15 protein-coding genes, 2 pseudogenes and 1 riboswitch are annotated in these 22,728 nt (G+C 51.5%); of the genes and pseudogenes, 8 read left to right on the forward strand and 9 right to left on the reverse strand.

Going from position 1 to position 22,728, the window contains the following annotated elements; genetic code table 11:
• Positions 1 to 67: 67 nt before the first annotated feature.
• The 5 genes from betI to zur all read left to right on the forward strand — a co-directional run bounded on the left by betI (position 68) and on the right by zur (position 5,864).
• Positions 68 to 682, forward strand: coding sequence for a transcriptional regulator BetI (gene betI, locus BM191_RS07465; RefSeq protein ID WP_092876703.1), 615 nt, complete (start codon positions 68 to 70; stop codon positions 680 to 682).
• 2 nt (positions 683 to 684) lie between these two features.
• Complete coding sequence (gene betB / locus BM191_RS07470) at positions 685 to 2,157, forward strand: betaine-aldehyde dehydrogenase (protein WP_092876705.1); 1,473 nt, start codon at positions 685 to 687, stop codon at positions 2,155 to 2,157.
• Positions 2,158 to 2,172: 15 nt separating this feature from the next.
• Complete coding sequence (gene betA / locus BM191_RS07475; RefSeq protein ID WP_092876707.1) at positions 2,173 to 3,852, forward strand: choline dehydrogenase; 1,680 nt, start codon at positions 2,173 to 2,175, stop codon at positions 3,850 to 3,852.
• A 161-nt stretch (positions 3,853 to 4,013) separates the two neighbouring features.
• Positions 4,014 to 4,658 carry a metal-binding protein ZinT gene (locus BM191_RS07480; RefSeq protein WP_143088802.1) on the forward strand — a complete coding sequence of 215 codons (645 nt, stop codon included), beginning with the start codon at positions 4,014 to 4,016 and terminating at the stop codon, positions 4,656 to 4,658.
• A 684-nt stretch (positions 4,659 to 5,342) separates the two neighbouring features.
• Positions 5,343 to 5,864, forward strand: coding sequence for a zinc uptake transcriptional repressor Zur (gene zur / locus BM191_RS07485; protein ID WP_092876709.1), 522 nt, complete (start codon positions 5,343 to 5,345; stop codon positions 5,862 to 5,864).
• Between the two features lie 300 nt (positions 5,865 to 6,164).
• Here the strand turns inward: zur and dinF are convergent, their stop codons facing one another.
• From dinF to BM191_RS07500, 3 genes are all read right to left on the reverse strand, one after another.
• Complete coding sequence (gene dinF / locus BM191_RS07490; RefSeq protein WP_092876711.1) at positions 6,165 to 7,490, reverse strand: MATE family efflux transporter DinF; 1,326 nt, start codon at positions 7,488 to 7,490, stop codon at positions 6,165 to 6,167.
• A gap of 89 nt (positions 7,491 to 7,579) precedes the next feature.
• Positions 7,580 to 8,194, reverse strand: coding sequence for a transcriptional repressor LexA (gene lexA, locus BM191_RS07495; protein WP_092876714.1), 615 nt, complete (start codon positions 8,192 to 8,194; stop codon positions 7,580 to 7,582).
• A gap of 116 nt (positions 8,195 to 8,310) precedes the next feature.
• Positions 8,311 to 8,670, reverse strand: coding sequence for a diacylglycerol kinase (locus BM191_RS07500; protein WP_092876716.1), 360 nt, complete (start codon positions 8,668 to 8,670; stop codon positions 8,311 to 8,313).
• A gap of 125 nt (positions 8,671 to 8,795) precedes the next feature.
• On the opposite strand from BM191_RS07500, the gene plsB reads away from it, so the two are divergent.
• Positions 8,796 to 11,270 (forward strand): glycerol-3-phosphate 1-O-acyltransferase PlsB, encoded by a 2,475-nt coding sequence (gene plsB, locus BM191_RS07505; protein ID WP_092876718.1) that lies wholly within the window; start codon positions 8,796 to 8,798, stop codon positions 11,268 to 11,270.
• 155 nt (positions 11,271 to 11,425) lie between these two features.
• Here plsB and BM191_RS07510 read toward each other — a convergent pair.
• The 5 genes and pseudogenes from BM191_RS07510 to pgi all read right to left on the reverse strand — a co-directional run.
• A pseudogene (locus tag BM191_RS07510) lies at positions 11,426 to 11,845 on the reverse strand (amino acid deaminase); the annotation flags it as partial.
• Positions 11,846 to 12,194: 349 nt separating this feature from the next.
• Positions 12,195 to 13,070 carry a 4-hydroxybenzoate octaprenyltransferase gene (gene ubiA, locus BM191_RS07515; protein WP_092876722.1) on the reverse strand — a complete coding sequence of 292 codons (876 nt, stop codon included), beginning with the start codon at positions 13,068 to 13,070 and terminating at the stop codon, positions 12,195 to 12,197.
• A 14-nt stretch (positions 13,071 to 13,084) separates the two neighbouring features.
• Complete coding sequence (gene ubiC / locus BM191_RS07520; RefSeq protein ID WP_092876783.1) at positions 13,085 to 13,600, reverse strand: chorismate lyase; 516 nt, start codon at positions 13,598 to 13,600, stop codon at positions 13,085 to 13,087.
• 60 nt (positions 13,601 to 13,660) lie between these two features.
• On the reverse strand, positions 13,661 to 14,068 hold the full coding sequence (gene psiE, locus BM191_RS07525; protein WP_092876724.1) for a phosphate-starvation-inducible protein PsiE: 408 nt from the start codon (positions 14,066 to 14,068) through the stop codon (positions 13,661 to 13,663).
• A 121-nt stretch (positions 14,069 to 14,189) separates the two neighbouring features.
• The gene (gene pgi, locus BM191_RS07530) at positions 14,190 to 15,836 is read right to left on the reverse strand and encodes a glucose-6-phosphate isomerase (protein ID WP_092876727.1); all 1,647 of its coding nucleotides are present in this window, start codon (positions 15,834 to 15,836) and stop codon (positions 14,190 to 14,192) included.
• A 413-nt stretch (positions 15,837 to 16,249) separates the two neighbouring features.
• Positions 16,250 to 16,443, forward strand: a riboswitch (Lysine riboswitch).
• 82 nt (positions 16,444 to 16,525) lie between these two features.
• Here pgi and lysC point away from each other — a divergent pair.
• Positions 16,526 to 17,878 carry a lysine-sensitive aspartokinase 3 gene (gene lysC / locus BM191_RS07535; RefSeq protein WP_092876729.1) on the forward strand — a complete coding sequence of 451 codons (1,353 nt, stop codon included), beginning with the start codon at positions 16,526 to 16,528 and terminating at the stop codon, positions 17,876 to 17,878.
• 269 nt (positions 17,879 to 18,147) lie between these two features.
• Positions 18,148 to 19,065 carry a ketopantoate/pantoate/pantothenate transporter PanS gene (gene panS / locus BM191_RS07540; RefSeq protein ID WP_092876731.1) on the forward strand — a complete coding sequence of 306 codons (918 nt, stop codon included), beginning with the start codon at positions 18,148 to 18,150 and terminating at the stop codon, positions 19,063 to 19,065.
• A gap of 310 nt (positions 19,066 to 19,375) precedes the next feature.
• Here the strand turns inward: panS and metH are convergent.
• Positions 19,376 to 22,630, reverse strand: a pseudogene (metH, locus tag BM191_RS07545) (methionine synthase); the annotation flags it as partial.
• Positions 22,631 to 22,728 lie beyond the last annotated feature (98 nt).

A 22,728-nucleotide genomic window follows, 5' to 3' on the forward strand; every position in this document is an offset into this window, starting at 1 on the left:
GCTATTGATTGAACGTTCAATCAATGAATAGAATAATAAATAAAATTTAATCAGGGGAAGCATCAACGTGCGCAAAGACATCCCAGAGCAACGTAAGGAGCAGTTAATTAACGCCGCATTTGAAACCATCGGCAGAGTGGGTCTGGCGGGTATCACGTTATCGCTGGTGGCCAAAGAGGCGGGCATGTCGACCGGGATCGTCAGCCATTACTTTGGCGATAAAGAAGGGTTATTACATGCCACGATGCGCAAAATTCTGCGCGAACTGCGTGATGCCGTCGCGGAGCGCCGGGCACTGGCCGATCACGATATTCAATCCCAGCTGATCGCCATCGTTGACGGTAACTTTCACCTTAGTCAGACCAGCCAGAACTCAATGCGCGCCTGGCTGGCCTTCTGGGCAGCCAGTATGCATAGCGCCTATTTGCGCCGCCTGCAACGTGCTAACGATCGCCGCCTTTATTCCAACCTCAGCTATCAATTTCGGCGCGCGTTAAGCAAACAGGACGCCCGCACCGCAGCCCAGGGGCTGGCGGCGCTGATTGACGGTCTCTGGCTGCGTGGCAGCCTGACCGGTCAGGATTTTGATGCTCAGCAAGCCAGCCTAATCGCCCGTGATTATGTTGCTCAGAAGCTGGCTTCAAGCGATTCTCCGATAAAGCATCAACCTAAGGATATTTGATAATGGCTAGATTTTCTCTGCAAAAACTCTATATACACGGCAAGCTAAGCGATGCCAGCAGCAATGAGACTTTCCAGAGCATCAACCCAGCTAACGGCGAAGTTCTTGCCCAGGTACAGCGCGCCAGCGAAGCTGACGTCGAGCGAGCGGTAGCCAGTGCCGAACAAGGACAGCGTATCTGGGCAGCAATGACCGCAACCGAGCGCTCACGTATTCTGCTCCGCGCCGTGGCTATCCTGCGCGAACGCAATGACGAACTGGCCCAGCTGGAAACTCTGGATACCGGCAAACCCATTTCAGAAACTTCAGCCGTTGATATCGTCACCGGTGCCGACGTGCTGGAATACTATGCTGGTCTGGCCACCGCCATTGAGGGCGAGCAGTACCCGCTGCGCGAAACAAGTTTCTTTTATACCCGCCGCGAACCACTTGGCGTTACCGCAGGCATCGGCGCCTGGAACTACCCAATTCAGATAGCCCTGTGGAAATCCGCCCCGGCCCTGGCCGCTGGTAACGCCATGATTTTCAAACCCAGTGAAGTTACGCCGCTTTCAGCGCTGAAACTGGCGGAAATTTATACCGAAGCGGGATTACCAGACGGGGTATTTAACGTGGTGCAGGGGGCAGGCCGCGAGGTGGGACAATGGCTAACCGAGCATCCGCGCATTGAAAAGATCTCGTTTACCGGCGGTGTCGAAACCGGCAAAAAAGTTATGGCGAGCGCTGCCGGATCAACGCTCAAAGAGGTCACCATGGAGCTGGGTGGCAAATCCCCCCTCATCATCCTACCGGATGCCGATATTGATCAGGCGGCGGATATCGCCATGATGGCGAACTTTTACAGTTCGGGTCAGGTATGTACCAACGGGACACGCGTTTTTGTTCATCGTTCACAAAAAGCGACATTCGAGCAAGCCCTGCTGCTACGAACCAGCCGCATTCGCCTCGGCCAGCCGACCCATGCGGAGACTAACTTCGGCCCGCTGGTCAGCTTTGCACACATGGAAAATGTATTGCGCTACATTAGGCTAGGCCAGCAGGAGGGAGCAACGCTGCTCACTGGCGGAGCACGAGAAACTTCTGGGGACTGTGCCGAAGGGGCTTTTGTCCAGCCGACTATCTTCACCGACTGCGAAGATCGTCACACCATCGTTAAAGAAGAGATCTTTGGCCCGGTAATGAGCATTCTGACCTGGGACGATGAAGACGAGGTTATTCGCCGTGCTAACGATACTCACTTTGGCCTGGCGGCCGGTGTAGTGACGCCGGACCTGGTACGAGCCCACCGTATCATCCATCAGCTGGAGGCCGGTATTTGCTGGATAAACAGCTGGGGAGAATCGCCTGCTCAAATGCCGGTTGGCGGCTACAAACAGTCCGGTGTTGGTCGGGAAAATGGCCTTTCCACGCTGGCTCACTATACCCGTATCAAATCAGTTCAGGTGGAGCTGATGCCCTTCGCCTCTGTGTTTTAAAAAAAGGAGCGCGTTATGAGTACTAACCGGGAATATGATTACATCATTATTGGCGCGGGATCGGCAGGCAATGTTCTGGCCACCCGCCTGACTGAAGATAAGGACGTTAGCGTGCTGCTGCTGGAGGCCGGCGGCCCGGACTATCGTCTGGACTTTCGCACCCAGATGCCCGCCGCATTGGCCTATCCCCTACAGGGACGTCGCTATAACTGGGCCTATCTGACCGACCCGGAGCCCTGGATGAATAACCGCCGCATGGAGTGCGGACGAGGCAAAGGATTGGGCGGTTCATCGCTGATCAACGGCATGTGTTACATTCGCGGTAACGCGATGGACTATGACAACTGGGCGCGGCAGCAAGGTCTGGAGAGCTGGAGTTATCTGGACTGCCTGCCCTATTTTAAATTTGCCGAGTCACGTGACATCGGAGGCAATTCCTATCATGGCGATAGCGGCCCGGTCAGCGTTGCTACCCCTGAACAGGGTAACAATGTGCTGTTCCAGGCAATGGTCGACGCAGGCGTACAGGCCGGTTATCCGCGTACCGACGATCTGAATGGCTATCAGCAGGAAGGATTTGGCCCGATGGATCGCACCGTGACGCCACGAGGCCGTCGGGCCAGCACCGCCCGTGGCTATTTAGATCAGGCCCGTTCGCGCCCCAATCTGACCATCGAGGTACACGCCACTACCGACCGCATTTTATTTGATAATAACCGTGCTTATGGCGTTAGCTGGTTGCAGCATAATCAGTCTCACAAAGCCCATGCGCGTCGTGAAGTTCTGCTATGTGCCGGTGCCATCGCCTCACCGCAGATCCTGCAGCGCTCCGGCGTCGGCCCTGGTGAGCTACTCAAGCAACTGGATATTAAAATTGTGCAGGCGCTGCCGGGTGTGGGCGCTAATTTGCAGGATCATCTGGAGATGTATCTGCAATATGAATGTAAGCAGCCGGTTTCACTTTCGCCCGCGCTGAAACTGCATAATCAACCGGCGATTGGCGTGGAGTGGCTGTTAAACGGCAGCGGCATTGGTGCCAGCAATCAGTTCGAAGCTGGCGGATTTATCCGCTCCGATACCGAATTCGAATGGCCGAATATTCAGTACCATTTCCTGCCGGTGGCGATTAATTACAACGGAAGCAACCCGATCAAATCACACAGTTTTCAGGCTCACGTTGGTTCGATGCGCTCTCCCAGCCGTGGCCGGGTACATCTGCGTTCAAAAGATCCTCACGAACATCCGAGTATTCTGTTTAACTACATGTCGCACGATCAAGACTGGCAAGAATTTCGCGCCGCGATCCGTATTACGCGTGAAATCATGCATCAGCCAGCGCTGGATGCCTATCGCGGTCGTGAAATTTCTCCTGGCGATAGCGTGCAAAGCGATGCTGAGCTGGATGCGTTTGTGCGCCAACATGCTGAGACGGCTTATCATCCCTCCTGTACTAACGCTATGGGCTATCACGATATGGCGGTTGTAGGTCATGATGGTCGGGTACATGGCATGGAGGGATTACGGGTGGTAGATGCTTCCATCATGCCGCAGATTACGACCGGGAATTTGAATGCGCCAACCATCATGATTGCCGAGAAAATCGCCGATATGATCCGTGGCCGCTCGGCACTGCCGCGCGTTGATACGCCCTATTACGTAGCCAACGGCGCGCCGGTACGCGTCAGTAAAGCTTAATTCCACCTTTCCTCCGGTGCGCGGTGATTTGCCGCGTACCGCCCGCCTCCCCCATCAGTGAACACTTCTTGATTGGTTGACGAATTACAGGGTTGTAATTTGTTACGTTATAACATAATTTACAGCGGTTTTTACTTACTTTTAATACTTCGGGAGCTGTAATGACACGATCAATCTCTTTCAAGTCCGCAGCGATGGCTCTCAGCCTGAGCTATGCCGTCCTGTCTACGCCAGCGCTGGCGCACGGCCATCATCATCATGACCATAAGCAGATCCACCAGGGAGTATTTGATAATGCCGACGTGCAGAATCGTACATTAGCAGACTGGCAGGGCAGCTGGAAATCACTCTACCCACTGTTGCAAAACGGTACTCTGGATGAAGTTTTTGAACATAAGGCCGCAATTAATAAAGACAAAACCGTTGCAGAGTACAAGGCTTACTATAAGAAGGGCTACGCCAGCGATATAACGGCTATTACGATTACACCTGACAGCATTAGCTTTACCCAACAAGGAAAAACATCGAAAGGTATTTATGCCTATAGCGGATTCAAAATTTTACACTATCCTTCCGGCAGAAAAGGCGTGCGTTATTTGTTCACCCGCAGCAGTGGCGATGCTAACGCGCCAAAATTTGTCCAGTTTAGCGATCATGACATTGAACCCACTCAAGCCGCGCACTTTCACATTTTCTTTGGCAACGAAAGTCATGTTCAGCTGGAAAAAGAATTGACCAACTGGCCGACATTCTTCCCGGCGAAAATGAATAACGAACAGATCGTAGCGGATTTAATGCTGGAATGAACACCGTAAAAGAAGCGAATACGTGCAGTCAACCGGGTTAGCAGCAGCATTTGGGGTTCAAGCAAAAAAGAAAGCTCCGCTGTTAACGACCGCCCGTAGTTGATATCAATAACGGATCGCAGGCCGGTGGGTGCATTACCTCACGGCGTTAAAATAACGCCGTTCTGTCAGGCTAAACGTCGTCACCGGCCTGGCTTGCATAAGAACGTAAAGCCAGCCTGGACAATCACGCCATAAGTACGGCCCTCCCCAGCCATACCGGCAAGGTCAAAGAAACCCTCCCCACAAAGGCAGGACAAAACCCAGGCGCCATTAACTTATATTTAGCGAATAAGAAAGATGCTATTCAATGGATTAATATTTTTATTCCTTTATCATCGAGCTGTAACGGATATAATTTATAAGAATATTCAGTCTACAGATTATATCTATTTCTACTGATAACCTTATCCTGAGTTATATGTCTTAATATTGAGTCAATCTCATTTTAAAAATTATTTCATTGATACTTTCCCAGACAAAAATAACATTATTAAATATCTATATATCTGACGATATTATATAAGCTTTTTCACGCCAGACACGTTTCCTGCAAGCAGAAAAGAGCCCACGCGCTTTACACGGTACTGACTGGAAAACTGTGATAAAATAACGTTCGTAATCAGGCGTAGGGCAGGAGAAAAGATGGCGACGGTGAGTGCTGAACACATCCTTGGGCAGGCAGAGAAGCTTTGTCAGCAGCGTAATGTGCGCATGACGCCGCAGCGTATGGAGGTGCTTCGTCTGATGACACTGCAGAGTGGCGCTATCAGTGCCTACGATCTACTGGACTTACTGCGCATTTCAGAACCCCAGGCGAAGCCTCCGACCATTTACCGTGCGCTTGATTTCCTGCTGGAACAAGGTTTCATTCATCGCGTGGAATCAACCAATAGTTATATGGTCTGCCATCACTTTGAAGGGCCGGCCCACATCTCCGCGATGCTGATTTGCCAGCGTTGCGGTAGTGTAGCAGAGCAGCATGCTGACGGTATCGAAGCCATTATTGCCACCCTGGCTTCAAGGGAGAGATTTGCTCTGCGCAACATGGTTATTGAAGCCCACGGACTTTGTGCTGATTGCTCAGAAGTTGAAGCCTGTACGCAGCAGGAGAGTTGCCAGCACGATCACAGCGTAGCGGTAGCGGCTAAAAAGCGAGGCAGATAGAACAAGGTATGCGAAAGAGGCTCACGCCCCGTGCGGGGGGTGAAGCTTCATCCCGCAAAGAGCATAGCACTGATTACCCCTGAGAGTGGTGAGTGCGTTGCCCATCGCTCACTTCTTTTTCAGTCCGATCTTTTTCGTAGCCGTAACATGCCTGAAATTTTCCTGCCAGTTCCATTAGTAGATCGCCACGAAGCTATCTCACGTTATAGATCGATAAATAATGGCGCTCACTCACTCATACGTTGGGATAGCTTAATGGTCGAAAAGGTTTAAAAATACGCCGGATAGAGGTCTCGCCAGTCAGACATAGTTAAACCAACGACCCTGCAACCATTCCCTACGCCAGATCCACCAGAGCGCTACGCCCCTGAGTAATAAAAACGTTGTGACCGCCAGCCAAAGGCCGTGATTACCTAATAGGGGAATAGTCAGCAACATCAAGCCAAACCCCGCCATTGCTACCGCCATGCTGTTGCGCATATCTCTGGCGCGGGTCGCACCAATAAACATGCCATCCAGCAAAAAACACCAAACCCCGATCAACGGCAAAATAACCTGCCAAACGAGAAAATGCCCGGCTTGGGTCTGGACTGCCGGTAGCGAAGTCAGTAATGAAACGATATAGCGACCGGCAGCCAAATATAGCAGCGAAAAAAGCAGAGCCAGCAGCCCGGCCTGACGACAGGCTGCATGCCAGACGTGGAGCAATTGACTTGAATCCTTTGCACCAACTGCCTTACCTGAACAGGCCTCTACTGCGTAGGCAAATCCGTCGAGGGCATATGCGGTAAACGTCAGAAACATCAGCAGAACCGCGTTCGCCGCGACAATATCACTTCCAAGCCTGGCTCCAATTACCGTTAGGGAGGCCATGCAAAGCTGCAGCATTAACGAACGCAGCATGATATCGCGATTCAATCGTAACAAATAACCATAGCCGCCACGCCAGGCCTGACCCAACAGACGCAGGGCTACGCCACGCAGTCGCAGAACATGCCAGACCATAACCAGCCCGCTGGCGAGGGTGCAGTATTCAGCAATAACTGTCGCCGCTGCCGCACCCCTGACACCCCACCCGAGTACCGGCACAAACCACAGATCGAGCAAAATATTAACCAGATTGCCAATCACTAACAGGATCACTGGCGCGCGGGCATACTGCACGCCAAGCAGCCACCCCAAAAGCACCATATTTACCAACGTTGCCGGTGCGCTCATCCAGCGAATATGCATGAAGGCGGCGGCCTGATTTAATATCGCCTCATTACCACCAACAACGCTAACCGCCAGCCGTGTTAGCGGCGTTTTCAGCGCCACTAAAACAACACCGGCAATGACTGCCATCAATAGAGGTTGCATGAGCGCTCGGGCCAGCGCGGGTTTATTGTCAGCGCCGTAAGCCTGGGCAGTCAGGCCCGTGGTACTCATACGTAAAAATAGCAGCAGCATAAATAGCAAGTTGGTCGCCGTAGTTCCCACAGCAACACCGCCAAGATAGACAGGACTATCAAGATGGCCGATAACCGCTGTATCCACCAGCCCCAGCATAGGCACGGTGATATTAGAAAGGATCATTGGCAGCGCTAACAGCCAGAGTTGTTTATCCGCAGAAGAGAAAAATCGCATGGGTATAAGATTGGATAGGATAACCAATGCTACCCTGACGGGCAGCGATGAGGTTCAGTGAGCAAAAGCAACGTTGTTTCAGTAACGAGCTACAGCCAGTTACCGTTACGGATGACACCAACGGCCAGCCCTTCGATGGTTAAATTATGTTGACGAACGTCAACCTCAATAGGCTTGAACTCACTGTTTTCAGGCAGAAGCCGAACAATATTACCCTGCTTCTTCAAACGTTTTACCGTGACTTCATCATCAATACGCGCCACGATCACCTGACCATTACGAACGTCCTGAGTTTTATGCACCGCCAGCAAATCACCATCCATAATCCCAATGTCTTTCATTGACATACCGCTGACGCGCAGCAAAAAGTCAGCGTGAGGTTTAAACAGGCTGGCATCAACCTGATAATGTCCTTCAATATGCTGTTGAGCCAACAGAGGCTCCCCCGCAGCGACGCGACCAATCAGCGGCAGTCCCGGATCGTCCTCCTCTTCCTGTAGCAAACGAAGGCCTCTCGACGCACCTGATACGATCTCAATGACGCCCTTACGAGCCAACGCCTTGAGGTGTTCCTCAGCTGCATTCGGCGAACGGAAACCAAGTTGCCGGGCAATTTCAGCACGCGTTGGGGGCATTCCTGTCTGACTAATATGCTCTCGTATCAGGTCAAAGACCTGTTGCTGCCTTGCGGTTAACGCTTTCATCCTGCCCCCTGGTTGTTTATACAGTTGACTGTGAGTATATACAGCTATTTAATGGATGAAAACTTAAAATTTTAGTAATCGCCGACCAATATCAATATCTGGAAGCGATTTCGCAGCTATGGCCAGAGTAATGTCAGCCAGATGAAAATCGCGAGTAATATTGTCAACAGTACGGCTGCCGAGCCGAGATCTTTCGCTTTACCCGCGAGTGGGTGAATTTCACTGCCAATACGATCGACAACCGATTCAATGGCACTATTGAGGATTTCAACGATGATAATCAGCACTACCGAGCCAATGAGCATAACCCGGACGATCGCCTCAACATCCAGCCAGCAAGCAATGATGATAGCAATAAGCGCGACCGTGGCTTCCTGACGGAATGCCGCTTCGCTGCGCCAGGCCGCCCTCAGCCCCTTCCATGAATATCCAGCGGCTTTAATAATGCGCGTCAGGCCAGTCGTGTTATTTGCCATGATAGGGAACCCTTTGAGAAAATTGGCGTCCATGTTGGTTGATGCACATCATACACACCAACAGATTTAATCGCTGCATTCTGGTATGCTTGCGGCGCTTTGCTAACAAGAGGCTTTATCCGTCTATGTCAGGTTGGCGTAATTTTTTTTATAACTTACTGAATATTCCGTTAAAATTCCTGGTAAAAAGTAAGTCGATTCCGACTGATCCGCTCGCTGAACGGGGATTAGATCGCTCTCGTCCTATCATGTACGTACTGCCATATGACTCTAAGGTCGATTTGCTAACGCTGCGTGCTGAATGTCGTAAACATGAATTGCCAGACCCGCTGGAACCATTGGAGATCGACGGCACCGAACTGCCTCGCTACGTTTTCATCCACGATGGCCCACGAGTTTTCCCCTATTTCGTGCCAAATCTTGAATCGGTGAAGTTATTCCACGAGTATCTCGATCTACACCGTAGCAATCCCGATCTCGACGTACAGATGATACCGGTTTCGGTCATGTTTGGCCGTGCGCCAGGGCGCGAAATTCAGGGCCATCAGCAGCCATATCTGCGCGAGCTAAACGGCGTGCAGAAATTCTTCGCTATATTATGGCTCGGCCGCGATAGCTTTGTACGCTTTTCAGCCATCGTCTCGCTGCGCTACATGGCGAGCGAGCACGGCACCGACAAAATTATCGCCCAGAAGTTAGCCCGTGTAGCACGTATGCACTTCGCCCGACAGCGTCTTGCGGCGGTTGGGCCTCGCATGCCTGTACGTCACGATCTCTTCACCAGGCTGCTGCAATCGAAAGCCATCGCCAAAGCAGTTGAAGATGAAGCTCGTAGTAAAAAGATCGCTCATGATAAGGCGCAACAGTCCGCCATCGAGATGATGGAGGAAATCGCCGCCGACTTTACCTATGAAGCCATTCGCATCACCGACCGGGTGATGGGCTGGACCTGGAGCCGCCTTTATAAAGGTATCAACGTTAGCGGCGCAGAGCGTGTCCGCCAGCTGGCGCAGGACGGCCATGAGCTGGTCTATGTGCCTTGCCACCGTAGTCATATGGACTACCTGCTACTCTCATACGTGATTTATCATCAGGGTTTGGTCCCGCCGCACATCGCTGCCGGCATCAACCTGAACTTTTGGCCTGCCGGGCCTATTTTCCGCCATCTCGGCGCCTTTTTCATCCGCCGGACCTTTAAAGGTAATAAGCTTTACTCTACGGTCTTTCGCGAATATTTGGGTGAGCTGTTTAACCGAGGCTACTCAGTAGAGTACTTTATCGAAGGCGGCCGCTCGCGCACTGGCCGGTTGCTCGATCCTAAAACCGGTACGCTGTCGATGACTCTCCAGGCAATGCTACGCGGCGGCAATCGTCCGATTACCCTGGTCCCTATTTTCATCGGTTACGAACACGTCATGGAGGTGGCCACCTACGCCAAAGAGCTACGCGGCGCGGCTAAAGAAAAAGAGGGCTTTATACAGATGCTGCGCGGGCTGCGTAAACTGCGTAACCTCGGCCAGGGCTACGTTAACTTCGGCGAGCCGTTGCCTCTGGTAAGCTATCTGAACAAGCAGGTTCCGGAATGGCGTGAGGCGATCGACCCTATCGAGGCACAGCGACCCGCATGGCTTACGCCGACAGTTAATGACATTGCGCATGAAGTGATGGTACGGATTAATAATGCCGGTGCTGCGAACGCGATGAACCTCTGCGTAACCGCGCTGCTGGCTTCACGCCAGCGTTCACTGACCCGAGAACAGCTCATCGAGCAGCTTGCTTGCTATCAGGAGTTACTGCGTAACGTTCCCTACTCTGAATACTCAACAGTGCCGGACCTCACTCCGGAAGTCATGCTGGAGCACGCCATTGGCATGAATAAATTCGACATCGAAGAGGATAATTTCGGCGAAATTATCGTTCTGCCGCGCGAGCAGGCGGTGTTGATGACCTATTACCGCAACAATATCCATCATATGCTGGTCATTCCATCGCTGCTGGCTCTAATCGTCACCCAACATTGCGAAATTACCCGCGTAGAGTTGTTGCGTCAGGTTAGCGTGCTTTATCCGATGCTGAAAAGCGAGCTATTCCTGCGCTGGGATAAAGAGTCCTTACCCGCTCTGCTTGTGGCGTTAATCGACGAAATGAGCCGCCAGGAACTACTCATTACTGAAGGAGAGAAGGTGCGCATCAGCAATGCCAGATTGCGCACTCTTCAGTTGCTGGCCGCCGGGGTGCGTGAAACGCTACAGCGCTATGCCATTACCTTCGCTATCCTCAGCGCTAACCCCTCAATTAATCGTGGAACGCTGGAAAAAGAGAGCCGGACTCTGGCACAGCGCCTGTCAGTGCTGCATGGTATTAACGCACCAGAGTTTATTGATAAAGCGGTTTTCAGCTCTCTGGTGCTGACGCTACGCGATGAAGGCTACATCAGCGACACCGGTGATGCTCAGGTTGATCGAACCCAGCGGGTTTATCAGCTGTTGGCCGACCTTATCATGCAGGATGTACGTATGACTATCGAAAGCGCCGCCTCGACGGAAGGAGCGCTACAGCTAGCCAATACCTCACTGTCGGAAAAAGAGCCTCGGGCGTAAAGTAGCCGCAGTCTGTCGCTCGATCCTACGCGCCCCGCTATGGGGCGCGCTGCCTGTCTACCAGCGCTCAGATAACGCAGAGCACCACGCTAACCAAGCCTGCCACCTCCCTGAAAAATCAACACGGCACCCTCACACAGGCCGCTGTAACGCAGTTAAAACGCCGTTGCCAATTCATCCAGCAGGTTATAATCATCATCCACCAGCAGCAACACCTGCCACTTGTCGAACGTCAGGCAGGGATGTGAAGTGCTGAACAGCAACATGTCGCCGACCTGCAGCTGTGCACCATGTTTTAACTTCAGCATGGCATACTGATCCATCATGCCCACCGTTTCAACTAACGACGTGGGGACTGGCAAGGTTTTTCCCTGACGATAATGAGCAACGGGCTGTGGCAGGCCGGCATCAAAAGCGCTGTCGCGCTTACCGAAATTAACAATGGCACTGTCCGGCTCCGGTACCGATTGCACCAGTGCCGCCAGTTCCAGCGCCGAAACTAAATTGCCTCCCGCATCGTTTGCGACATTATCTCTCGCCCTTAGCGCATGCTGATAAATCCCCCCTTCATGGGTGAAGCAGACTTATGGGTCACGGGAGTAATCATCATAATATTTCATAATACAGCTACTCCTAAAAATATTTACTCAGATGAAAGACCGACCTGGCTGAATTTTTTGAATCAGTTATTCTTAGTTTGAAAAACATTAGCCATCAATAAACCTAACATCATTTCTTCTTTTTATTATCCAACGAAGGTAGTGGAATAGCATGAAGCGTAGCCAAATGAGAAATGTCGCCAATATTACTTTTGACAACGCTTACAGGCCTCAGTTAAGAATACATCGATTGCGTATAAGTAGCCGTTTGGATCAGGCTGAGTACCCATACTTGCCGCCCGCTCATGATCGCGCTCAGGCGCGATCATGAGCGAGTAATGAGTGCAGCAACGATGCCAGCAAAGATGACCAGCCCAACGTAATTATTATTGAGAAAGGACTGGAAACATGCCTGCCGATCGCGACCGACGATGGTTATTTGCTGATAAATAAACAGTGCGGCGGCGAACAGCAGGCCTGCATAATAAAAAGCGTTGAGCTGCATTTTCACGCCGACCACAATCAGAAGTAGCAAGGCAGCTATTTGCAGTAATCCGACGACCAGTTTGTCATAACGTCCGAATAGAATGGCGGTGGATTTCACACCAATTTTTAAATCATCGTCTCTGTCTACCATTGCGTACAGCGTATCGTAGGCCACAGTCCAGCAGATATTAGCGAAAAATAGCAGCCAGCAGACCAGCGGCAACGTATCGCTTACCGCCGCCCATGCCATCGGGATCGCCCAGCCAAAGGCCGCGCCCAGCACCACCTGTGGCAAATGGGTATAACGTTTCATAAATGGATAGAGCGATGCCAGCGCCAGCCCACCGAAAGAGAGACAAATAGTCAGGCTATTCATCGTCAGTACCAGCACAAACGCGGTAATAACCAGCGCGACAAACAGAATTTTCGCCTCTTTGACGCTGATCGCACCGCTCGCCAGCGGCCGTTCGCGTGTGCGCTTTACATGCCCGTCAATATGACGATCGGCGAAGTCATTAATCACGCAGCCGGCGGCACGCATGACAAACACGCCCAGCACGAAAACCACCAGCACTTTCAACGGCGGCAGCGATTGACCGGAGAGCCACAGCGCCCAGCCGGTAGGCCACAATAACAGCAGGGTACCAATAGGTTTATCGATACGCATCAGGCGGCAGTACGCCTGCCACTTACTCATTTTTAAACTCTGTTCCATCCGCTGCAACTCCGCTAAAGCACCGTATGATAAAGGGGGCAGGCAGGGAGAAAAAGCTCAGTTAACAGCAGCGGCTTACCGGAAAGTCTGAGCCGTGAGCGCCGGCCCCACAGGCCCTCACTGCGACCTATCTCAATGAAATCACGCGTCAGCGTCGAACTGGCAAACAGATAGCGTCCAAGTGGTCGGGTACCGAGGTTTTGTAGCATCTTTTCCGGCCCGTTCAGGGTTGATTCAGGCACCAGCGTTCGCCCGACAAGCCAGGGTTCGTCATCACCGTAAAGTATGACCTCACGTAGCCAGTAGCGCTCATCTTCTTCAGGAAAAAGTGTTCGCTCTTCGCCGACCTGTTGCGCGGTAATAAACGCTTCACACAGAATGCGCACGCTCACCGCCTGACAATGACGCTCAAAGCGGCGGGTCATGGAGTCCTCCTCCATCAGCCAGTGACTTATCGCATCCGGCGGCGCAGCGCTATCAGCCTCTGCCCAGCGCAGCGTATAAAGTTGATTCAAAGCGGGATGAGACATCATTTTCTCCGGTAAAAACAGATCCATAGTGTAACGCCGATGCTTGCCTGTGTGCGCGAATTATTCACGTTGCAGCCGCGAACTGTTAAGCAATAACAGGCCCACAATCAGGATCAGAATGGCTACGGAATAATACAGCGTATCCGCCGGGCTATCATGATCGACGATGATTAATCTGATAATGGCTGTAATACCAATATAAACAAAATAGCGCAGTGGGAAATGGTAGCCAGACTGGAAATATTTCACAATTAACGCAATAAATTCAAAATAGAGAAAATAGGTAACAATTCCTTCAACCAAGAGATATGAAGAGCTGTCCTCGGGCGCAAGAAATAATACTTTTCCCAGAGAGACCGTCTCTTTACCCAGAAAAGTAATCAAAATTAATGCAAGCACAATCAGACCGACGTTTAATATCATCTGACCTGCAAATGCAATCCTCAGCCCTACCTTTCCAATATGCATAAATGCATCTCCACCTGCGAATTATCTGAATAAAATTCAAAAGACACTACAACTAAACGGCAAAAAGCCAGCAAATAAATGCTGGCCTTGATTAGCCTGAATGGTTAAGCCAGCCTTCGGCCTAGCGCCAGGATTTAAAACGGTTAATCAGCCCGTTCGTTGAGCCGTCATGGCTGGCAACTTGCGCATTGCCTTTCAGCTCCGGCAGGATACGGTTTGCCAACTGTTTGCCTAATTCAACGCCCCACTGATCAAAGCTGAAGATGTCGAGGATTGCCCCCTGGGTGAAAATTTTATGCTCATAAAGCGCAATCAACGCCCCCAGGCTGTAAGGCGTGATTTCCCGCAGCAAGATAGAGTTGGTTGGGCGGTTGCCCTCGAAAACCTTAAACGGTACCACATGCTTCAGAGTGCTCGGGTCCTTGCCAGCGTCGGCATACTCTTTTTCAACTACCTCTTTTGTTTTACCAAAGGCCAGCGCCTCGGTCTGAGCAAAAAAGTTCGACAGCAATTTTTCATGATGATCGCCAAGTTTATTATGCGTAATCGCTGGGGCGATAAAATCGCAGGGAATAAGCTTCGTACCCTGATGAATCAGCTGGTAGAAAGCATGCTGGCCGTTGGTTCCAGGTTCGCCCCAAATGATTGGGCCGGTCTGCCAGGAAACCAGGTTACCATCGCGATCCACATGTTTACCATTCGACTCCATGTTGCCCTGCTGGAAATACGCGGCAAAACGATGCATATACTGGTCGTAGGGTAGAATGGCTTCCGTCTCCGCCCCGAAGAAATTGTTGTACCAGATACCAATCAGCGCCAACTGTACCGGCAGGTTTTTCTCCAGTTCAGTTTCTGAAAAGTGCTTATCCATAGCGTGCGCGCCTGACAACAGGCTGACAAAGTTATCAAAGCCAATGGACAGGATGATGGACAAGCCTATCGCTGACCACAGCGAATAACGCCCCCCAACCCAGTCCCAGAATTCGAACATATTATTAGTGTCGATGCCAAAATCGCTTACCGCTTTGCCATTAGTGGATAGCGCGGCAAAATGTTTAGCCACATGCTTCTCGTCACCGGCAGTTTTCAGAAACCAGTCGCGCGCGCTGTGGGCGTTTGTCATTGTTTCCTGGGTGGTAAAGGTTTTAGAGGCGACAAGAAACAGAGTGGTTTCAGGATTAGTTTTCTTCAGCGTTTCAACAATATGCGTACCGTCGACGTTGGAGACAAAATGCATCGTCAGATGGTTTTTGAAAGGACGCAGCGCCTCAGTGACCATATACGGGCCGAGATCAGAGCCGCCAATGCCGATATTTACCACGTCAGTTATTGCCTTGCCTGTATAGCCTTTCCATTCACCACTGATAATGCGTTCGGAAAACGTTTTCATTTTTTCCAGCACCGCATTAACTTCAGGCATTACATCCTTGCCATCCACCAGAATCGGTTTATTACTGCGATTACGCAATGCAATGTGCAGCACGGCACGATCTTCAGTACGGTTAATTTTTTCGCCAGAGAACATCGACTTGATCGCACCTTGCAAGTCAGTCTCTCGCGCCAGCGCATGGAGCTTAGTTAGTGTCTCGCGCGTAATGCGGTTTTTGGAGTAATCCACTAACATTTGATCGTCAAAGGTGGCAGAAAAAGCAGAAAAACGCTGGCTATCCTGCGCAAAAAGATCGGCAATTTGCACATCTTTGATTTGTTCATAATGCTGCTTTAGCGCCTGCCAGGCAGCGGTTTTAGTCGGGTTGATATTTTTCATAACGATACTCTTCTCATTAAGAAACCGTAAAACTGGTCAGCTGGTTGTAGTATGACGACTCCTGATGACGAAAGGAAAAAATCTCTGCAGGGCCACGCTGCGGACTGAAAAGAACCTGTCGAAAACCCGCTGCAATGCGCCATGACTCGATTTATCCGCTCACTGGGAGCCATTGCTGTTCGTCATCATCTCATTTGCAGGCTACAACCGTTGGTGCTTCCGTGGCAACCAACGTTTGGTTACATCAATAGCCAGGTTGATCAGCATAGTCACTGTCATTCAGCCCATTTTTCTTTCTGGTGCGCTGTGTCATAAGTGTCAAATCGTAACTATTAATGAAAATTAGTCACACAGCCGTCATTGACAGTAACGCGATTACCCGATAAATCTAGACCGTTACTTGCGCAGCAGCGCAAGCCAGAAGAGGCGCGTCGCCCAGGTAGGATGTCGGAGATTCCGCAATCTGTGAACACATCTGAGGGGGGTGCGATGCCGAGATATGTGCCATGCGGAGTGGTACATATCGGCTACAGGGGCTGAATCTCCTGGGTTGTCATCCGGCGTATTTGCGATTGAATACGCTGCAAGGTGAGGTGCTTCTGGGAGGCGCGTAGTTCTCTATTCTACTGTCTACCCCGTTCCTGCTCTTTCCTTGTGCCAAGGCTCATCTGACACGGAGTAGTTTTTTTATGTCCCAGGCTTTAACTGTCGCCAAGTTTGGCGGCACCAGCGTGGCTGATTTTGATGCCATGAACCGCAGTGCTGATGTGGTACTTTCCGATTCGTCTTCCCGCTTAGTGGTGCTCTCTGCTGCGGCTGGCGTCACTAACTTATTGGTTTCGCTGGCTAAAGGTCCAGAACAGGCGCAGCGCGTCTTTATGCTGGATGAAGTCCGCCGTATTCATCATGCGATTATCGAGCGACTGGCACAGCCGCAGATTATCTGTGATGAAATCGATCGCATGCTGGAAAACATTACCATGCTATCCGAAGCGGCGGCATTAGCGACGTCCAACGCGCTGACCGATGAGCTGGTCAGCCATGGTGAACTGATGTCCAGCCTGCTGTTCGTGGAGATATTGCGCCAGCGCGGTGTCAATGCCCAATGGTTTGATATCCGAAAAATCATGCGCACTGACGATCATTTCGGGCGCGCCGAGCCGGATACCCTAACACTGGCGGAACTTGCAGGCACGCAGCTCAAGCCACGTCTCGATGAAGCGCTGATGGTAACCCAAGGCTTTATCGGCAGTGAAGTTAAAGGCCGCACGACAACGCTTGGCCGTGGTGGCAGTGATTATACCGCCGCCCTGCTGGGTGAAGCGCTGTATGCCAGCCGCATTGATATCTGGACCGACGTGCCGGGAATTTACACCACCGACCCACGTATTGTGCCTGGTGCCAAACGCATTGATGAAATCACCTTTGAAGAAGCAGCGGAAATGGCAACGTTTGGTGCCAAAGTGCTGCATCCGGCCACGCTGTTACCGGCGGTGCGCAACGGCATTCCGGTCTTTGTTGGCTCCAGCAAGGCACCACAGGCAGGTGGGACCCGCGTTTGTCTTGAGAGCGCTAACCCGCCGCTGTTTCGCGCTCTTGCGCTACGTCGCAAACAAACGCTGCTGACGTTGCATAGCCTGAATATGCTGCACGCTCGTGGCTTTCTTGCTGAGGTGTTCAGCATTCTTGCCCGGCATAATATTTCAGTGGATCTGATCACCACCTCGGAGGTCAGCGTTGCGTTAACCCTGGATACCACCGGCTCAACCTCCACGGAAGACAATCTGCTCACCCAGTCGCTGCTGACAGAACTGTCATCACTGTGTCGGGTGGAGGTGGAAGAAAATCTGGCACTGGTGGCTCTGATTGGCAATAACTTGTCGCAGGCACGCGGCGTCGGCAAAGAAGTTTTCGGCGTACTGGAGCCGTTTAATCTGCGTTTAATCTGCTATGGGGCCAGCAGTTATAACCTCTGCTTTTTAGTGCCCGGTGACGATGCCGAGCAGGTGATACAGACATTGCACAACAATCTTTTTGATTGATATATCCATCGCTCGTGCCCGTCAGCTAACACATGAGACGGGCAAAGCACAGTTATCTGAGTTTCAAACTCGCTATTAAGGTGCGTCTGCTTGGTCAGCCAATACTTTTTAGCCTTCGGGCGAACGATGATTATGAGCGCAATCCCCTGCGTGACATACGCCATCGTGCGTGATGAAACCTGATAGCGCAATGATCTCCCGCTGGATTTTTTTCGTTCCGGAAATACGCTGCTAAAAACCAATAAACAAAATTCAAAACAGGACAGGCTATGCTCGCCAATATCACCCGACTGTTCCCACTCTGGGCAGCCCTACTTTCCGTTGCCGCATATTATACACCCGGCGTCTTCACACCAATCGGACCATACGTTACCTGGTTGCTCACGCTGATTATGTTTGGCATGGGCGTCACGCTAAGCCTGGATGACTTTAAACGCGTTATGGCACGCCCGGCTCCGGTCATCGCCGGTACCTTCTTACATTACCTGGTTATGCCGCTGGCGGCATGGGCGCTGGCAAAGCTATTTGGCATGTCTGCCGACCTCGCCGCAGGGATGATTCTGGTTGGCAGCGTGGCCAGCGGTACCGCATCCAACGTGATGATCTATCTGGCGAAAGGGGACGTTGCGCTGTCGGTGACTATCTCTTCGGTTTCCGCACTGGTCGGCGTATTTGCCACGCCGCTGCTGACGCGTCTGTATGTGGATACGCATATCCAGGTCGATGTCGCGGGCATGCTACTGAGCATCGTGCAAATCGTCGTTATTCCCATCGGGTTGGGTCTGATCTTTCATCACGGACTCAATCGCCTGGTCAAGCGCGTAGAGCCTTACCTGCCTGCTTTCTCTATGGTATGTATTTTACTGATTATCAGCGCGGTAGTTGGCGGTAGCCAGAAGTTTATCGGCCAGGTAGGGCTGGTCGTTGTTGCCGCTGTAATCATGCACAATGTCATCGGTCTGCTAGGCGGCTACTGGGGGGGGAAACTGTTCGGATTTGATGAGTCTACCTGCCGCACCCTGTCACTGGAGGTCGGTATGCAAAATTCTGGTCTGGCGGCAACACTGGGTAACCTTTATTTCTCGCCGCTGGCCGCACTGCCAGGCGCGCTGTTCTCCGTGTGGCACAACCTGTCCGGTTCGCTGCTCGCGGGCTACTGGTCGGGTAAGGCTACGGTAAAAAAATAGCCCTATTCGGGGCGTGGCCGTTAAATAGCAATTCTATCTGACGCGGATTAACTTTGTTAACACGGCGCTTTCAGCCGGGCACGTCTTATCAGGCCACTGTAAATTGACGCGGCAACCGTGCCGCCTTTAAGCACTTGTGAAGGTATTAATCCTTCTGACGACAAAATACACATTAAGTAAGTGCTTACCAACTATTTGTAAGGCGAGAGAAATGCAAGGCAAGAAGCAAATTCATCCGGTGTGACCGTGCTTACTCCTGCGTCTTTCCGCCAGCAATTAGAGCTGACGCTAATCAGTAGCGTAACCCAGCGTAGCGTTTAGCCAGCGCATCCTCTTCCAGGCCGCCGGTCACCGCAAAGGCGCCGAGATAATCGGCCTTACCGCTGGATTTTTCTGCGATGAAATCCGCCATACAATAATTAGCAAACCCGATTTTCTCTGTCTGCTGACGTAAGTGATGACTTACTTCAATGACCTCCTGACGGGACTCATCACGGAATATTTCAATATCGTCATCGACCCGGTTTGCCGGAAAAATCCCTACGACGCCACGAGGATTAAGACTTTTTTCCGCGCTGAGCATATCAAGTATGACGTGAGCATCATCGAACAGGCGCTGTGCTTCTTCGCCAACAACATCATCTTCGAGAATGCGCGGATACTTGCCGGCCAGCGACCAGGTCATAAAAAATGGCGTCCAGTCGATATAGTCACGCATGGTGTCGATGTTAGCACTCACTTCGCTTACGCCAACTGTTTTAGGAGGCGGTGGCGTATAATTTACCCAGTCAAATGCCAGTCCGTTGTTACGCGCAATCTGCAAACTCACCGGCGGCGTGCGGAGTTTTTAACGACCATATTGCATGCGCACCGTTTCATACTCTTTACGAATATGTGCCACGAAGTTTTCTTTCAGCGTTGAGGATAGCAGCGCAGAAACGACGCCCACCGTGCGCGAAGCATTTTGCACATATACCGTCGGCCCGCTGTAATTCTGCTCGATTTTTACCGCCGTGTGCGCCTTTGAAGTGGTGGCTCCCCCGATGAGTAGTGGCAGGCTGAAGCCACGCCGCTCCATTTCTTTGGCTACGTTAACCATTTCGTCCAGCGAAGAGGTTATCAAACCTGAAAGTCCAATGATATCGGCTTTTTCGTCGATAGCCGTTTGCAGGATTTTGTCACCTGGCACCATCACGCCAAGATCGATAATTTCATAGTTGTTACATTGCAGCACCACACCTACGATATTTTTTCCTATATCGTGAACGTCACCCTTAACTGTTGCCAGCACTATTTTCCCGTTGCTACTCCCCTTTTCCTTGCTGGCCTCAATATAGGGATCGAGGTAGGCTACCGTCTGCTTCATCACACGCGCTGACTTGACCACCTGCGGCAAAAACATTTTACCCTCACCGAACAGATCGCCAACGACGTTCATACCGGCCATTAGCGGCCCTTCGATAACCTCAATCGGCCGGGTTACCTGCTGGCGTGCAGTTTCGGTATCCTGTTCGATAAATTCATTGATGCCCTTCACCAGCGAATATTCCAGCCGCCTTTCAACTGACCAGCCGCGCCACTCTGCCAGCGCAGGCTTCCCTTGCGCGTCGTCTTTTATGCCACGGTATTTCTCCGCCAGCGCAAGCATCCGCTCCGTGGCGTCATCGCGACGATTCCGCTCCGTGGCGTCATCGCGACGATTAAGGATCACATCCTTAACCGCTTCACGTAATTCAGCCGATAAGTCATCATAAATCGCCAGCTGACCGGCGTTAACGATCCCCATATCCATGCCGTTACGAATGGCGTAGTAAAGAAAGACTGCATGAATCGCTTCACGCACCTGATCGTTGCCGCGAAAAGAGAACGATACGTTAGAAACACCACCGGAAATCATTGCATGGGGTAGTTCGCGCTTGATATCTTCACAGACGCCAATAAAGTCCATTGCATAATTGTTATGCTCTTCAATGCCGGTCGCGACAGCAAAGATATTGGGGTCAAAGATGATATCTTCCGGCGGAAAACCCACTTCTTTGGTCAGAATATTATAAGCACGCTGGCAGATTTCGATTTTGCGCTGGCGAGTGTCAGCCTGTCCGACCTCATCAAAGGCCATCACCACCACCGCAGCACCATAGTGCCGCACCAGCCGGGCATGGTGGAGGAAAATATCGACGCCCTCTTTCATCGAGATAGAGTTAACGATACCCTTGCCCTGTATACACTGTAGACCTTTCTCTATCACCGCCCATTTTGAGGAGTCGATCATGATCGGAACGCGGGCGATATCTGGTTCACTGGCTATCAGGTTCAGGAAGCGCACCATTGCCGCCTCTGCATCCAGCATCCCTTCATCCATGTTGATGTCGATGATCTGCGCACCACTTTCTACCTGCTGACGTGCCACATCCAGGGCTTCGTTATATTTTCCTTCTTTAATCAGACGCTTAAATCTGGCGGACCCGGTAATATTTGTGCGCTCACCGATATTAACAAACAGTGATTCCGCGCTAATATCAAGCGGCTCCAACCCCGATAAGCGACAGGCCACAGCCATTTCCGGCAACGCACGTGGTGCTAAGCCGGCGACAACATTCGCCATTGCCGCTATATGCTCAGGAGTGGTGCCGCAGCAGCCACCGACAATATTAAGATAGCCCGAGCGCGCCCACTCGCCGATTTGCTCGGCCATAATATCCGCATTCAGATCATATTCGCCAAAAGCGTTCGGCAGACCGACATTGGAGTGAGCAGCGACATAACATTCGGCGATGCGCGACATTTCTGCTACATACTGACGCAATTCGTCCGGGCCCAGCGCACAGTTCAGGCCAAAGGAAAGCGGCTCAGCATGGCGCAAAGAATTATAAAATGCTTCGGTTGTCTGACCGGAAAGGGTGCGACCAGAGGCATCAGTGATAGTGCCGGAAATCATTAGCGGCAGCCGAATGCCAAGCTCATCAAATTCGCTCTGCACGGCGAAAATCGCTGCTTTAGCATTGAGCGTGTCGAAAATAGTCTCGATCAGAATGATATCGGCCCCTACTTCTATCAGCGCACGGGTGGACTCCTGATAAGCGGTAACCAGCTGATTAAAGGTGATATTACGAAAAGCGGGATCGATAACTTCCGGTGAAATTGAGCAGGTGCGATTTGTTGGTCCCAGGGGCCCGGCAACAAAACGTGGACGCTCAGGCGTTCGCGCCGTCCATTCATCAGCACAGATCCGTGCCAGCCTGGCCGCTTCAAAATTTATCTCTGCCGACAGCGAGGCCATGTGATAATCCGCCATGGCGATGGGAGTGGAGTTAAAGGTGTTGGTTTCAAGAATATCAGCGCCCGCTTCCAGATAGGCATTATGTATTTCGCTGATAATACCCGGTTGGGTCAATACCAACCGATCGTTATTGCCTTTGAGGTCACTTTGCCAGTCAGCGAAGCGCCCGCCGCGAAAATCATGCTCTTGCAGCTTATAACTTTGGATCATGGTTCCCATACCGCCATCCAGAACCATGATGCGCTTTGCTAACTGCTGCGTTAACGCCAGCGTTTTATCACTCACTGCGACGCCCCTTGTACTGCTTTCATTAAAAATGACTTCCAGCCGTCCTTACTGTCATAACTTTATACGGCGGCAAAGCAAACAGTACTGAGCGAAGT

This window comes from Izhakiella capsodis (genome assembly GCF_900115045.1).
Classification (GTDB): domain Bacteria; phylum Pseudomonadota; class Gammaproteobacteria; order Enterobacterales; family Enterobacteriaceae; genus Izhakiella; species Izhakiella capsodis.

Excerpts from the sequence above, each read along its gene's own strand:
- betB (WP_092876705.1), top strand. The coding sequence starts at position 685 with ATGGCTAGATTTTCTCTGCAAAAACTCTATATACACGGCAAGCTAAGC.
- betA (WP_092876707.1), top strand. The coding sequence starts at position 2,173 with ATGAGTACTAACCGGGAATATGATTACATCATTATTGGCGCGGGATCG.
- BM191_RS07480 (WP_143088802.1), top strand. The coding sequence starts at position 4,014 with ATGACACGATCAATCTCTTTCAAGTCCGCAGCGATGGCTCTCAGCCTG.
- zur (WP_092876709.1), top strand. The coding sequence starts at position 5,343 with ATGGCGACGGTGAGTGCTGAACACATCCTTGGGCAGGCAGAGAAGCTT.
- dinF (WP_092876711.1), bottom strand. The coding sequence starts at position 7,490 with ATGCGATTTTTCTCTTCTGCGGATAAACAACTCTGGCTGTTAGCGCTG.
- lexA (WP_092876714.1), bottom strand. The coding sequence starts at position 8,194 with ATGAAAGCGTTAACCGCAAGGCAGCAACAGGTCTTTGACCTGATACGA.
- BM191_RS07500 (WP_092876716.1), bottom strand. The coding sequence starts at position 8,670 with ATGGCAAATAACACGACTGGCCTGACGCGCATTATTAAAGCCGCTGGA.
- plsB (WP_092876718.1), top strand. The coding sequence starts at position 8,796 with ATGTCAGGTTGGCGTAATTTTTTTTATAACTTACTGAATATTCCGTTA.
- ubiA (WP_092876722.1), bottom strand. The coding sequence starts at position 13,070 with ATGGAACAGAGTTTAAAAATGAGTAAGTGGCAGGCGTACTGCCGCCTG.
- ubiC (WP_092876783.1), bottom strand. The coding sequence starts at position 13,600 with ATGTCTCATCCCGCTTTGAATCAACTTTATACGCTGCGCTGGGCAGAG.
- psiE (WP_092876724.1), bottom strand. The coding sequence starts at position 14,068 with ATGCATATTGGAAAGGTAGGGCTGAGGATTGCATTTGCAGGTCAGATG.
- pgi (WP_092876727.1), bottom strand. The coding sequence starts at position 15,836 with ATGAAAAATATCAACCCGACTAAAACCGCTGCCTGGCAGGCGCTAAAG.
- lysC (WP_092876729.1), top strand. The coding sequence starts at position 16,526 with ATGTCCCAGGCTTTAACTGTCGCCAAGTTTGGCGGCACCAGCGTGGCT.
- panS (WP_092876731.1), top strand. The coding sequence starts at position 18,148 with ATGCTCGCCAATATCACCCGACTGTTCCCACTCTGGGCAGCCCTACTT.